The 12,660-nt window shown below is 68.5% G+C and carries 15 protein-coding genes; 7 read left to right on the forward strand and 8 right to left on the reverse strand.

Going from position 1 to position 12,660, the window contains the following annotated elements; all coding sequences use genetic code 11:
- Window positions 1-86: 86 nt before the first annotated feature.
- Window positions 87-224 carry a hypothetical protein gene (locus tag V7702_RS14610; RefSeq protein WP_335650824.1) on the reverse strand — a complete coding sequence of 46 codons (138 nt, stop codon included), beginning with the start codon at window positions 222-224 and terminating at the stop codon, window positions 87-89.
- Between the two features lie 317 nt (window positions 225-541).
- On the opposite strand from V7702_RS14610, the gene V7702_RS14615 reads away from it, so the two are divergent.
- The 5 genes from V7702_RS14615 (at window position 542) to V7702_RS14635 (ending at window position 4,064) form a co-directional block, all read left to right on the forward strand.
- Window positions 542-712 (forward strand): hypothetical protein, encoded by a 171-nt coding sequence (locus V7702_RS14615; RefSeq protein ID WP_335650825.1) that lies wholly within the window; start codon window positions 542-544, stop codon window positions 710-712.
- Entirely contained in the window at window positions 685-1,113 is a 429-nt protein-coding gene (locus V7702_RS14620; protein ID WP_335650826.1) for a hypothetical protein, read from the forward strand. The genes V7702_RS14615 and V7702_RS14620 overlap by 28 nt, the downstream gene beginning before the upstream one ends.
- An 85-nt stretch (window positions 1,114-1,198) precedes the next feature.
- Window positions 1,199-2,116 carry a HEPN domain-containing protein gene (locus V7702_RS14625; RefSeq protein WP_335650827.1) on the forward strand — a complete coding sequence of 306 codons (918 nt, stop codon included), beginning with the start codon at window positions 1,199-1,201 and terminating at the stop codon, window positions 2,114-2,116.
- Between the two features lie 700 nt (window positions 2,117-2,816).
- Window positions 2,817-3,110, forward strand: coding sequence for a DUF736 domain-containing protein (locus V7702_RS14630; RefSeq protein ID WP_292259847.1), 294 nt, complete (start codon window positions 2,817-2,819; stop codon window positions 3,108-3,110).
- Window positions 3,111-3,182: 72 nt separating this feature from the next.
- Window positions 3,183-4,064 (forward strand): ArdC family protein, encoded by an 882-nt coding sequence (locus tag V7702_RS14635; RefSeq protein ID WP_335650828.1) that lies wholly within the window; start codon window positions 3,183-3,185, stop codon window positions 4,062-4,064.
- A 55-nt stretch (window positions 4,065-4,119) separates the two neighbouring features.
- On the opposite strand, the gene V7702_RS14640 is transcribed toward V7702_RS14635, so the two are convergent.
- Together V7702_RS14640 and V7702_RS14645 are read right to left on the reverse strand one after the other, a co-directional pair.
- On the reverse strand, window positions 4,120-4,803 hold the full coding sequence (locus V7702_RS14640; protein WP_335650829.1) for a hypothetical protein: 684 nt from the start codon (window positions 4,801-4,803) through the stop codon (window positions 4,120-4,122).
- An 83-nt stretch (window positions 4,804-4,886) separates the two neighbouring features.
- Window positions 4,887-5,375 (reverse strand): helix-turn-helix domain-containing protein, encoded by a 489-nt coding sequence (locus tag V7702_RS14645; RefSeq protein WP_335650830.1) that lies wholly within the window; start codon window positions 5,373-5,375, stop codon window positions 4,887-4,889.
- 406 nt (window positions 5,376-5,781) lie between these two features.
- On the opposite strand from V7702_RS14645, the gene V7702_RS14650 reads away from it, so the two are divergent.
- Window positions 5,782-6,303 carry a MobC family plasmid mobilization relaxosome protein gene (locus V7702_RS14650; RefSeq protein ID WP_335650831.1) on the forward strand — a complete coding sequence of 174 codons (522 nt, stop codon included), beginning with the start codon at window positions 5,782-5,784 and terminating at the stop codon, window positions 6,301-6,303.
- Window positions 6,304-6,464: 161 nt separating this feature from the next.
- Entirely contained in the window at window positions 6,465-7,304 is an 840-nt protein-coding gene (locus V7702_RS14655; protein WP_335650832.1) for a relaxase/mobilization nuclease domain-containing protein, read from the forward strand.
- Here the strand turns inward: V7702_RS14655 and V7702_RS14660 are convergent.
- The 5 genes from V7702_RS14660 to virB10 all read right to left on the reverse strand — a co-directional run.
- On the reverse strand, window positions 7,301-8,155 hold the full coding sequence (locus V7702_RS14660) for a hypothetical protein (protein WP_335650833.1): 855 nt from the start codon (window positions 8,153-8,155) through the stop codon (window positions 7,301-7,303). The genes V7702_RS14655 and V7702_RS14660 overlap by 4 nt on opposite strands.
- Before the next feature lie 29 nt (window positions 8,156-8,184).
- Entirely contained in the window at window positions 8,185-8,823 is a 639-nt protein-coding gene (locus V7702_RS14665; protein WP_335650834.1) for an LPD7 domain-containing protein, read from the reverse strand.
- Entirely contained in the window at window positions 8,820-10,679 is a 1,860-nt protein-coding gene (locus V7702_RS14670; RefSeq protein ID WP_335650835.1) for a type IV secretory system conjugative DNA transfer family protein, read from the reverse strand. Before V7702_RS14670 ends, V7702_RS14665 begins: the two co-directional genes overlap by 4 nt.
- A complete protein-coding gene (virB11, locus tag V7702_RS14675) occupies window positions 10,645-11,652 on the reverse strand; it encodes a P-type DNA transfer ATPase VirB11 (protein WP_335650836.1) in 1,008 nt (335 codons plus the stop codon). Before virB11 ends, V7702_RS14670 begins: the two co-directional genes overlap by 35 nt.
- On the reverse strand, window positions 11,652-12,660 hold a 1,009-nt coding region (gene virB10 / locus V7702_RS14680), incomplete at its 5' end, for a type IV secretion system protein VirB10 (protein ID WP_335650837.1). The genes virB10 and virB11, both read right to left, overlap by 1 nt.

The following is a 12,660-nucleotide window of genomic DNA, read 5'->3' on the forward strand; positions in this document are numbered from 1 at the left end:
GCTTCGCCGCCGAATAGACGGCGACACGTCGAAAAACTCGCCGCGCGCCCTTTGGGGGCGCGCGGCCTTTTTGCTGTCGGCGCCGGCTAGCCGGCGCCGGTGAAGTAGACGATGGCCGCGAGGGCCAGCACCACCACCACAGCCAGGCCGAGGCCGCTGGCGGAAAGCCGCCACCCCGGGCCTTCGAAGTCGAAGCGATGCTTGTCGGGATCGTTGGTCGTCATTCGAACTCAAGCCTTTCATCGAAAGGCCTCGGCTCTGTCGCGTGTTGCGGATGCAGCAGCAGGCAGAGATCCGAGACCGGTTGGGTCTGGGCCGTTCCAACCGGTCTGGCGCCGGGGGCGAACGGATATCTCGCGGAACCCGTTACAAAGGGGGTTCCATTACCTGCCGCGGTAGTCACGCTCAGACGTTCTTATGCGGCGTCACCAAGATGATTTCGAGGTGAGAGCGTCGATCCTCTAACGCGACGCCAGCGTGCGGGTTGCACGCTGGCGGGTTCCGATTATCCGCGACGGATAGTTCACTGAACGGGGGAGTCGTGAGCGCGACATCCAACAGCACCAGGTACAAGGCTCAGGTCTACGATCTGGCGCTGAACGCCTTCTTCCGCGCCCGCGATCTCGACGCCGAGAGCCTCGGGACGCCGAAGGCGGACGTCGGCTGGGATATATCGCCGAGGCGATGGTCGCGGCCGCCGTCAGCGGAGTGACCTACAAGACCCGCAGCCAGGCGAAGTTGAACGACGCCGCGATGCTGCTGCGAGGTCTGGCCGACAAGGTCGAACAGGACGGGCTCGCCAGCCTGGAATGGGGATACAAGGCCGACATGCTTTCGCGCCATGCCTGGCGACCAGACATTCGAACGTCTCAAGGCCTCGACGAGCTCGACAAGCGCACGGCCGCGCTTATCGGCGGCCTGATGGGGACGACCCGGTCGCTCACCCTGGCGGACAAGCGCGCCATCGTGTGCTTGTCTTTCGTTCGCATGGCGCTCGATCAGGTCTGCGATCTGATCGATCAGGAGCCGCAGAGCGCAGAACCGATCCGCAGCATGAAGGTCGCGATTCTCGAGAACCGGCTCGAAGAACTGAAGACGACGTCGGCTCAGTAAGGCGGCTCGGCCCGCCGAGCGCAGCCTCGTGCAGAAGATTCAATCATGCCTTGCCCGCAGGCAGGTCATCGGGGAGACTCGCCGAGTGAAGAAAACCCTCGATCATCTGCCGCTGCCCAAGCAGTCCGAACTGCGTCACGTCGTCGATGTGATCCGCGCCTCCTTCGAGGAGGCGATCTCGACGCGCCGCGCCGAGCGGCTGAAGAATGGCAAGATCCTCAAGGTCATCCTCTATGGATCGTATGCGCGGGGCGACTGGGTTCACGATCCGGTAGGGCGCTATTTCTCGGACTTCGACCTGTTGGTCATCGTCGACCACGAGGACCTGACCGACGGCGAGTTCTGGTTCGACGCCACCAACCGGACCATGCCGGGCGAGGGCGAAATCCGCACGCCCGTCAGCATCATCGTTCACAGCCTGGACGATGTGAACGAGCAGCTGGATCGGGGCCGCTACTTCTTCGCCGACATTCTGCGCGACGGCGTCATCCTTTACGACACGCCCGGCGCCAAGCTGCACAAGCCCGCCGACATCAAGGCCAAGGCTGCACTCGCTGAGGCCGAGGACTTCTTTACCGAGTGGATGGCGAGCTCAGCGAGCTTCGCTCGAGGTGCCAAGTTCTACATGGGGGAGGGCGACGATCCGAAACTCGCGGCTTTTAGCCTGCATCAAGCGACGGAACACCTCTACCACTGTGTCTTGCTGGTGGTGACGCTCTACAGCGGCAAGGCTCACAACATCGCCTTCCTTCGCAAGAAGGCCGAGGCGATCGATGCCCGCCTCGCCGACGCGTGGCCGCGGGAGACCAAGTTCGAGCGTCGATGTTTCGAGCTTCTGCGCGAGGCCTACGTCAAGGCGCGCTACTCCAAGCACTACAAGATCAGCGACGAGGAACTCGCCTGGCTTACGAAACGGGTCGAGGTGCTACGCGGTCTGACGAAGACTGTGTGCGAAGAACGGCTGCGTGACCTCCGCGAGGAGGCTGGTCGTGACACGGGCTGACAAGCTGTGCGCCACGTCCTCGATCTGACGTTGCGCTGCTGAGTCTCTTCAGTCGCCGGCGCCGCGGACGGACGGCATGTTCAACGTCACCAGTCCCGAACCGGCGCGGGAAGCGAAAACGAAGTGGCGCTGCACCTGTCCGGCCGGCGGCTCGTCTGGGGCGGGCCTCTTCAAAGGATGGCGCCTTCGCCATGCTGACCACGGAGCCGAGCAAGGATATCGCCCCCGATCACGACGTCAGATCGTGCTTCTGCGTCCCGAGAGGGTGCGGACTGGCGCAGTCTTCATAAGCCGGGGGGCGAACTCTTGCGGGCGTTGCCCGCCGGAAGCCTCGACGTCGAAAGGCCTTCCCGCTTACGGCCTGAGCCTCGGACGTCGGACGGGGCCTGAGCCGCCGTAGGGTGTCGTCCATGAGCGTCCTGGAGCGCGGCGGCCATTGTCTCGCATCCTGCTCGCGCCAGCCGGCGCGGCCTCTCGATGAGGCGGATCTGACCGAAATCCGGTCGGCTGGCGCAACCGCTCTCGCGACTTTCATCCCCGGCCTGACGGCCTTCCTCGCGAAACAAGAAAGTCTCTCATCGCGGTCCTCCGCTTCGCTGCGGGGACTCGCTTCGCTCTCCCTGCGCGCCGCCCGGGCCCCGGTCCGTCGATCGCCATCGAGGCCGCGGCAGGCGTGGCCCGAAGCAAAGGAGAGACTGACATGGCCACCATCGGCACCTTCACCGCTCAAGGCGACGGCTACACCGGGTCGATCAAGACCCTCACCCTGAACGTCAAGCAGGCGGTCCTGCGGCCAAACGAGAAGACCGACGACAAGGCCCCGGACTTCCGGATCTTCGCCGGCCAGACCGAGTTCGGCGCCGCCTGGAAGAAGACGAGCCAGCAGAACCGCGAATACCTCTCGGTCAAGCTCGACGATCCCAGCTTCCCGGCACCGATCTACGCCTCCCTGGTCGAGGTCGAGGGCGGGCACAGCCTGATCTGGTCCCGCTGATCCAGGAGCTGCGGCGGCGCGGGGACCGCGCCGCCGCTCCTTCTTCCCACAACCCAGTTCGAGGAGGCCGCCATGACGCGCCCCGCCGATCCCGCACGCCCGGACATCCATACCCGGATCACCCAACAGATACTCGCCCAGCTCGAAGCCGGGGTCCGCCCCTGGATCCAGCCCTGGAAGGCCTCAACCTCCGTCAGCCGCCCTCTTCGCCATGACGGAACGCCGTACAACGGCATCAATGTCGTCCTGCTCTGGGGCGAAGCCGCCAGCCGAGGATTCAGCCGGTCGACCTGGATGACCTTTCGCCAGGCGCTGACGCTCGGCGCCCACGTCCGCAAGGGCGAGCGCGGCGCCACCGTGGTCTACGCCAACCAGGTCGTCCGCGAAGAGACCGACGACACGGGGGCGAGCGTGGAGCAGCGCATCCCGTTCCTGAAGGCCTACACCGTCTTCAACGTCGGCCAGATCGATGGCCTGCCCGAACGCTACGGCGAGCCGGAGACGATCGAGATCAATCCGGATGAGCGGATCGCCCGCATCGACGCCTTCTTCCGCAACTGCGGGGCGGAGATCCGCCACGGCGGCGGCTGCGCCTATTATGCGCCGGGGCCGGACCATGTGCAGATGCCGCCGTTCGAATGCTTCGAGAACGCCGACGCCTACTACAGCACCCTCGGCCACGAGATGACGCACTGGACGCGCCATCCCGCCCGTCTCGACCGGGACTTCGGTCGCCAGCGCTTCGGCGATACCGGCTATGCCCGCGAAGAACTCGTCGCCGAGATCGGCGCCGCCTTCCTCTGTGCGGATCTTGGGCTGGCCCTCGAACCCCGCGAGGACCACGCGGCCTATATCGCCAGCTGGCTGCAGGTGCTGAAGAACGACACCCGCTTCATCGTCTCGGCGGCCGCGCACGCGCAGAAGGCTATCGACTATCTGCGGTCCTTGCAGTGAAGCGATCCTCGGGCCGGCGGCGACGCGGGCCCGGGGATGGCGAAGAGCGGTCCGCTCAGGCCTCGTCGTCCCGGAGGCGCGCCAGGCGCATTCGCTCCGGCGGATGAATCTGATCGAACCGGTCGAGCGTCGCGCGCCAGTCATCCATCGCCGGGGCCAGCCAACGCGTCATGTCCGCGATCGCCCGATGATGCTTGGGAAGATCCCAGTAGAGAATGGGCTCGTGGTGGGCGATGCGGTTCCGCAGGAGACGCACCTGGGTCAACGGGGTGGCGAACGCCTTGCGCGACAGGAATTTGCCATCGCGGGTCGCGATCCGGTGCAGGGTGCGCTTCCACAGATCGTCCTGCTCGCGCCCGAACGTCGAGGTCCAGAAGCTGAAGGTCAGGGCGGCGACGACGCGGCCATCCTCGATCGGCTTGCCCGCTTCCGTCAGTTCGGCGATCGCCGCCCGCACCTGTTCAGCTTGACGGTCGGTGACGTGACCGGCCTCGGGCTGGAACCAGCCCGCGCCGGAGGCTTCGGTCATCACCGCGTGAATGCGGTTTCTCAGCGCCACCTCCAGAGCCTGGAGCGGCACATAGAGGGCTTCGGACACCCGGGTGTTCAGCGTATAGAGTTCGACGGCGCGGTGGCGATCGCCCCCGGCCCAGGCCACATAGCGCGCGAACCGTTCGAGGGAGAGCGCCGCCTCCACCGCGTCGGCGTCGGCGACCGCCCTTGCATCAGGGTGGGTCATGGATTATCTCTACCAGCGTACACCCCGGGATCGCCTCTGCTGCAAAGCATGCCCCCGGGGTAAATCAATTTCAGCCCCAGCGATTACGACCGTCGGCGACCCACCGGAGTGGACACGCGCGCACGCGCGGCCTCCCGTTCCTTGCGCGCCTCGGTGAACTCCGGCTCGAGCTTCTTCACCCGTTCGACCAGGCCGTCGAGGTGATAGATGTTGGACGCCCAATCCCCCGCCGCTGTCTTGCGCATTTCCCGGCGCACCAGACCGGCCTGTTCGAGCTGGCGCATGTTGGTCTGGATCGTCTTGGGCTTCACGCCGATCCGACGGCCGAGCTCCGCGCGGGACGGGAAGGGCGCGCGATGGGGGTCGCGGTAGTAGTCCAGCAGCTGAACGAGGATGTTGAACTGCATGGCGGTCAGTCCCAGCCGGGACTGGGCCTGGATCAGGATCGACGGAATGCCGGCGTATCCATTGGCGACCACCGCCTTGCCCCAGATCTTCTCCTGGGAAGAGGCGGTCTTCGTGCTCGCCTTGGGCGGAAAGGCGAGCACCGTGGATGAGGTAGGCGCGGTCATGAGTGAACTCCTTCGCAGCGAACCTATGGGCCTCGCCGTCGCCGAACAAGAATCCCGCTGCGGCAGGGTATGGTCTCTTGAGGACCTACCCGACTAGACCTGATTACGCTCGTTCCCGTGATGCGCTGATTCGCGTTGCGCTGATTCAGCGGCAGCCTGGCGCCCGAGGTGGGGCGGGAACGCGCCACACCGGTGGGTCGTCCTCATGGCATACCTCTGCGGAAGTTTGGGCGAGGATCCCCGAGCCCCCGCCCTGGATGGGGCGCCCTTCAGGGCGGCGGGCGAGCGGCCGGAACCGGCCGCCGAGGGGAGGGCGGGCAGACCCGTAGGCCTACGGGGCGAAGGGGGTGACGGTCTAGGGCAGGATAGGCTTTGCGCCGGCAATGTCTGACAGACCGACACCCCCATGGATCGCCTCACCCTTCGCGTACCGTTCGATCTGATCCGCCGGTTCGACGCCGCCGCGGCGTCCCGGGGCGGGCGGTCGCGGCTGCTGCGACGTCTGATGGAGGAGGCCGCGCTGGCGGCCTTGCCCGAGGCCGTGGAGACGTCGTCGGCGCGGCTGAGCGGCAAGCTCGGACTTCGCCTGACGCCCGCTGACCTGACTGTCCTGGAGGCGGAGGCGGCGCGCGTGGGCATGACGCGGACCCAGTGGACGGTTGCCCTGATCCGGGCGCGGCTGCATCATCGGCCGCAGCTGAGCCGTCGTGACGCCCTGGCGCTGATCGAGGTGCAGCGCGAGCTCCGGCGTATCGGGGTCAACGTCAACCAGATCGCCCGAGCCCTGAACACGGCGGTGATGGAGGGCGCGGTGCTGGACCTGGAGGTGGCCCAGCTGGCCGCCTTCTCGGAGGAAATCCGCGGGCACCTGGTCGGGGTGCGGGACGCCTTTCAGGGCAATCTCGCCTATTGGTCGGTCGACGTGTGAACGACTTCCGCGTTCCATCCGATTTCGAGGAGGCCCTGCGTCCGCCCGTCCGCACGAGACGGGCGCGTCTCGCCCAGGCGGTTCTTCGCGTCGGGGCGGCCGGAGAGGCCGGCGCGGCCAGAGCCCGGCTCCAGCGTATGGTGCGGCGAGCGCCCGAGGTGATGGTCAAGATCACCGGCCGGACCCGGGACGGGGGGCACCTGCAGCGCCATCTGGACTACATCACCCGCAACGGGAAACTGTCCCTGGAGGGGCCGGACGGCGAGCGTCTGAGCGGTCGCGCGGAGGTCCGGACGTTGGCCGAAGACTGGCGCGACGAGCTGTCGGTGGCGCCGCAGCGACGAGATGCGCCTGTGTCCCTGTCGATCGTTCTGAGCATGCCGGCCGGCACTGATGAAGGACGGGTCCATGATGCGGCGCGCGCCTTCGCCGCCAACCTGTTCGCGGACCGGCACCCCTATGTGTTCGCCCTGCATACCGATGACCGGCACCCGCATGTTCACCTCACCGTTCGCGCCCTCGGGCGAGACGGCGAGCGGCTCAATCCCCGCAAGGCCGACCTGCAGCTTTGGCGGGAGACCTTCGCCGCCGCCCTTCGGGACCGCGGCGTGGAGGCCGAGGCGACGCCGCGTCGGGCCCGGGGCGTCGTGCGCAAGGCCGAACGCACGCCGGTGCGGAAACTGCGGGAGCGCTTCGAGCGCGGTGAAGGACTGATGCCGAAGACCTTTGCGGGGGCGCTGGATTCGGCGGCACGGCCACCGTCCGCCGAACCGCCTTGGGAGACGCGCCTGCGGCAGCGGCAGGCGGCCATCCGACGCACGCTGGTGGTCGAGGCCTTGCGGCTGCAAGCGTCGAAGGCGGATGACGACCGTCGGCTTGGGCAGGATCTGGAGCAGTTCATCCGCACCCAGCCGCCCGTCCTGACGCAACGGGAGATCCTCGCCCGGGCGCTGGCGATGAGGCCGGAGAAGCCGACGCCGGCCAAGGACCGGTCGCGCTAGCGCCGGCGGCGCGCGATCTGCGCCTCGATCGCGTCCCACCGGCCCCGATCCGCGTCGATGTAGCGGGCCGGGTAGCCGTTTCCGATGCGCTCGAAGGCGGTGTCTCCCTCGGTATGGATCGCCAGCACCGCCTCGGGCAGCAGAGGCTCGCCCACATAGAGATCGAACACCTTGGCCTCCGGGTCGCATCCGATGGAGCGGGAGAAGGCCGCCATGACCGCTTCGGCGGCCGAGAAGGCGTGCCGGCTTGTCGACAAAGGCGCCGCGATCTCAAGGACGCGGGCGCGTCCGATGGAGGCCACGAGGGCTTGGTGCTCGGGGTCTGAGAGCCAGAAGTAAACGCCTTCGCCGCCCCAGTTTCCAAGCAGCAGTTCGACTCCGCCGTCCTGGATGTCGCGGGGATGAGAGACCATCCAGAACCGGCCGGAACGAATGTCGGCTTGGCCCCGCTGGAAGGGACTGGCGGCATGCAGGGCGTCGGCGATCTCGGGGGTAAAGCTCCCCGCAGCCACCTGCGCGTCCAGGCGGGAGCGAATGGACTGCGAAGACGGGAGAATGATGCCGTCCTGACGCAGTCGATCCGCCTCGGCGTTGGTCAGCCGGGTGTAGTGCCAAGCCCGGATCGTCCGCCGGTTCATGACCGCCATCAGCGTTTCGGCCAGGTCGATGTGGTCGCCCGCGAAGGGGTTGTCCGGATACGGGCCGGTCCGATCCGACAGTTCTCGCTGGATGAGGTTCTCGCGCGCCGTCGTATGATAGGCCCGCATCAGCTCGGCGTTCTCCATCAGCAGCTGTCGAACTTCGGCGTCGAAGGTTTCGACGTCCCAGACATCGATCAGGGGTTCGGCCACGGCGCTCTCCGGTCTTTCGCCGGGCGATCCTAGCGCTCCCGCCGCCGCTCTGCTCGCCGGTTTGCATCGGCATCGCGGGCGCGCGGCTTCTCCCTCTCCCGCCGTACTCGAGCCCAGGCTCGTTCCATCAGGCGCGCCTGGGCGGCCGGGTCGGCGATGAGGGTGCGGACCACCACGGCCGCCATTTCGAGGCGGCGCTTGACGGCATCGTGGGAGGGCTCCTTCCGGGGCTCTGTCGCGGTGCGCCGGCCGGCCGCGCGGTCCGGTTCGTTGGCGGCCTGACGGTCCCGTTCGCTGGGCTTGTAGCCGGCGACCTCCAGACCGAGGCTCCGCCCCTGGACCCAGACCTCGCGGCGGAAGGCCTCGTCTCCCGACACCTTGATCTGCGACCAGTTCCGGTGTTGCGCGACCCGAAGCATGGAAACGACCGCGTCCGGATAGGCGTGGAGCGAGGAGAGGGCGCGACCATGGTCCCGGAACGCGGGATCTGCGGTCTTGTGGTCGCGATAGTAGCGCTCGGGGCGACCCTGCCGGTCGCGCTCGATCAGATAGCGGTCCAGCAGCTGGGTGGGCACGTCGCCCTTGTCGAGCGAGCGCCGCTCCGCAGAGGCGGCGGGCTGCGGCGCCAGCCGGTTGACCGGGGCTGTTCCGGAAGGCGGGCGGGTCATGGTTGACGCTCAAGAGTTGGCGGCGTCGCGGCTGGCGCGGCGACGACCCGGTCGAGCCAGGCCTGCACCTCGGCTTCACCGGCGCCGGGCGGCGGCGGCCTCAGGCCCTCGGCGGCGAAGCGGCGCACGATGCTGTCGAAGTTCATGTCGGTGTCATCGATCGACGGGGACCGGGTAGGCGGCGCGGCGAATGACAGCTGGATCGCCGTCGACGCGCGGGCGGTTTCAGGCGGCGGACGGAGCCTGCCGGTGAAGCGCTTGTCCCGGTAGTAGACGAGCTTGCGTCCCCGGGTGGGCGACAATCCGGCCTTGAGGACGATCAGCGCCTTGGCCGAGAGCTGCATCAGCTCCTGGGGAAGCATCAGGGCGCGCTTCTGGTCGGAGTCGGTCAGGCTGCGCCGGCCCTGGCCGAGGCCGGTCGGGCGGCTGCGGCTGCGCGCCCGATAAGTGTAGTAGCCGAGCCGCTCGCTAAGCTCCTGGGCCACCTTCAGCTCCTTGGGGGCGAAGACGATCTCCAGGCCGCAGTTGGTGAGAATGTCTTCGGTCAGGTCCGGGCCATACAGGGCGCGCAGCTGGGAGGGGCTCTGAATCACGGGCAGCAGGCGCAGGCCGTAACCGGCCACCCAGGCGAAGGCGTGCGCCAGCACCGGGGCCCGGCCGAGCCGGGCGAACTCGTCCAGCAGCACGAGGGTCGGACGATCGCCCGGGGCGGGCAGGGCGCGGCTGTTCAGGTCCACCAGCTGCTGGAACAGTAAGGCATACAGCGGGGCGACCCGATCCATGTTCTCGGGCGAGGCGGCCAGGTACAGCGACAGACGACCGCTCCGGATCGTTCGCAGGTCGAAGTCGCTGCCGCTGGTCGCAGCGTCCACGAGGGGGTTGAGCCACAAGCCCATCCGGGTGGTGATCGACTGACGGATCGAGGCGAAGGTGTTCTCGCTGGAACTGCAGAAGTCGGTCAGCGCGGTCACCGCCCCCCTGGGCAGGGGATCGCCATTCATGCGGCGCTGCTCCATTAGCTTGGGAAAGCGGTCCCGCGGATCGTCCTCGGTCAGCTGGCGGTAGATCTCGCCCAGGGTGAACGGCAACTCCGGCGTGGCGGCGACGTAGGCGCCGACGCCGATGAAGCCCGTGCGGGCCGCCTCCGACCAGAAGGGGTCCGCATGGCTATGAGCGGGGAACAGCATGCCCGCGATGCGCTGCAGCTCGTCCAGCACTGCGACCGGGGATGTCCGGTCGATGTGGTCGAGCGGATTGAACCGCGCCGTGCGTCCGTCGGACGCAAGCGGGTCGAACAGATGGACGGTCTGGCCGGCCTCCGCGCGAAAACCGGCGGTGGCGCTGAAGTTCTCCCGCTTGATGTCCAGGACCACGACCGAGTCCGGCCAGGCCAGCAGATTGGGAATCACCACCCCGACGCCCTTGCCGGTCCGGGTCGGGGCGTAGAGCATCACATGCTCCGGCCCGTCGCTGATCAGGAGTTCGCCTGCCGCCTCGCCCAGCAGCAGTCCGCTCTTCGCCCGCAGGCCGTGCCTGCGTTGTTCGCCCGCCGTCGACCAACGGGCGGCGCCGTGCAGCAGGCGGCGCACGCCCAGGGCCGCGGCCGTGGCAAGGATCAACAGGACGAGGCCCATCATACCGGCGCCGATCGCCAGCCAGCGCCGGACGTCGGGGTCATGACGGTAGTAGAGGAACCAGCCCGGAACGCGGGTCGGCTCGATCTCGGTGGAGAAACGCCCGAGGCCGATCAGGGCGATGGTCAGGGCTCCGACCGCGAACAGGGCGGAGGCGGCGAGGACGGCGACGGCGACCAGACCGGCCCTAGTCGCCGGCGCGGCGCTTGCGAAGCGGGTCATGCCAGACCTCCGTCATGAGGAACCGGCCGTCCGTCTTCTTCATCTGCACCACCACATCGACCATCAGGTGCAGCAGGGTGCGGATGTCGTCGCGCGGCAGATCGCGACCGCCCTCGGACTCGCGGACCAGCAGGGTCAGCTGCTCGAAGGCCAGGGTGGCGGAATCGGCGTGGACGGTGGTGATTGATCCGGGATGGCCGGAGTTGACGGTGCGCAGGAAGAAGAAGGCCGTTCCGTCGCGCAACTCCTGCAGCAGGATCCGATCCGGGCGCATCCGCAGCGCGCTTTCCAGCAGCGCCTTGGGGCCGACCCTGGCCAGACCCTGGCCGTCCTTGGAGTAGAGCAGGTGGACGACGTTGCGCTGGGGCAGGATCAGTTCGCGCGTGTCCTCGATGGTCAGCAGCCGCTCGTGATCGGGGATGAGCTCGACCAACCCCTTGGCGAAGGTCGTCTTGCCGGACCCGGTCGCGCCCGAGATCAGGATGTTGCGACGGCTTTCGACCGCCAGCCGGAAGAAGCCCACCCAGTCTCCCGCTTCCCGCAACTGGATCAGCGCGGCGTCGGTCTCGTCGATCTCCCCGCCGCGCACGGTCTCGGCCGCATTGAACAGACCGGCGACGCGGAAGTCCTCGAGACTCATGCGCTTTCCGGACGGCTTCCGGATCGTCAGGGAGACGGCGCCGGCGGGGACGACCGGCGGCAGCACGATCTGGCAGCGCGCGTCGCCGGGGAGAACGGTCGAACAGATGGGCCGCTCGGCGTCGACATCCTGTCCCGTGCAGGCGGCGGCCGCCACCGCCAGGGTGCGCAGCCAGCTTTCCGTCAACTCGGGCACCTCATGCCAGCGCCAGCCGTCCGGATGCTCCACCCCGACCTCTTTGGGCCGGTTGACCACGACCTCGGTGACCGACGCCGACGACAGGAAGGGCCGGAGCGGGGCGAGGTAATGGTCGATGACGGAGGTGTCGCGCATCACCTCGGCCGCAGGCGATAGACGTCCGCGAAGTCGAGGTCCTGCGCCACGAAGATCGACACCTCCGACCCCTGGGCCTTGCGCAGGGTAGGGCGGATGCCGATCGAGCCCTGGAGGGCGACGGATGCGGCGTCTGACGGAACGCGGCCGGTCGACTGCAGGGACTGGCCGCCGCCGGCCGCGGCGTAGGCGGCGTCGTCGACGATCGACAGCAGCAGGGCCGCGCCGAACCGGTCCCAGAACCGGGTGTTGACCGCGCCGTCGAAGCCGGCGCGGCCGAGCGCGTCCGCGGCGGGCGAGGCCAGGGCGACCGCGACGCCAGCGGGCGTGACCGCGCGGGTCCACAGCACGAACAGCCGGCCCCGGCCCGGCTCCACCGCCCCGCGGTACTCGCCGAGCACCCGCGTTCCCCGTTCCAGCAGGACGACCGCGCCGTTGTCGGAATAGACATCCCGCGAAATCAGGCAGCTGACATAGCCTGGGGTGGAGCTGTCCATCGCCGTCTGCAGGACGCAGGGCAAGCTCGAGCCGGCCGTGATCAGGAGGTTGCGGTCCGGCAGGCGGCCCGCCCGCGCGGAGACGATCGGGCTCACTTGGCGCAGCGCGTCGAGCTCATGGCCGGGGTCGCCCGATCGATCCGGGGCGAGCAGGGGCTCAGCGACGGCGGCGGCCCGATCCGTGGGGCGGCCGGGGCGGCTGTAGGCGAGCACGGGCGCGCGCTGGGCGCTTTCGGCGAGAGCGCGCCGCTGCTCCGCCGGCGTCGGTCCGGACGACGAACCGCCGCGCGAGCCCGGCTCGATCGCCGGCACCTGCTCGCCCTCGTCCACGAGCGTCGGCGCGAAGGGGTCCGTGTCGGCGGTCTCGAGCAGGGGCGGCTCGGGTCGACGCGCCGGCTCGAACGGCGCCAGTTGGCGCGGCGGCGGGTCGTCCGCCTCCCGATCGCGCGTCCGGGCGTCGCCGCGATCCCAGGTGGCGAACAGAAAGACGCCGCAACCCGCCGCGAGGGCG

It is taken from the genome of Phenylobacterium sp., assembly GCF_036963605.1.
Taxonomy (GTDB): Bacteria; Pseudomonadota; Alphaproteobacteria; order Caulobacterales; family Caulobacteraceae; genus Phenylobacterium.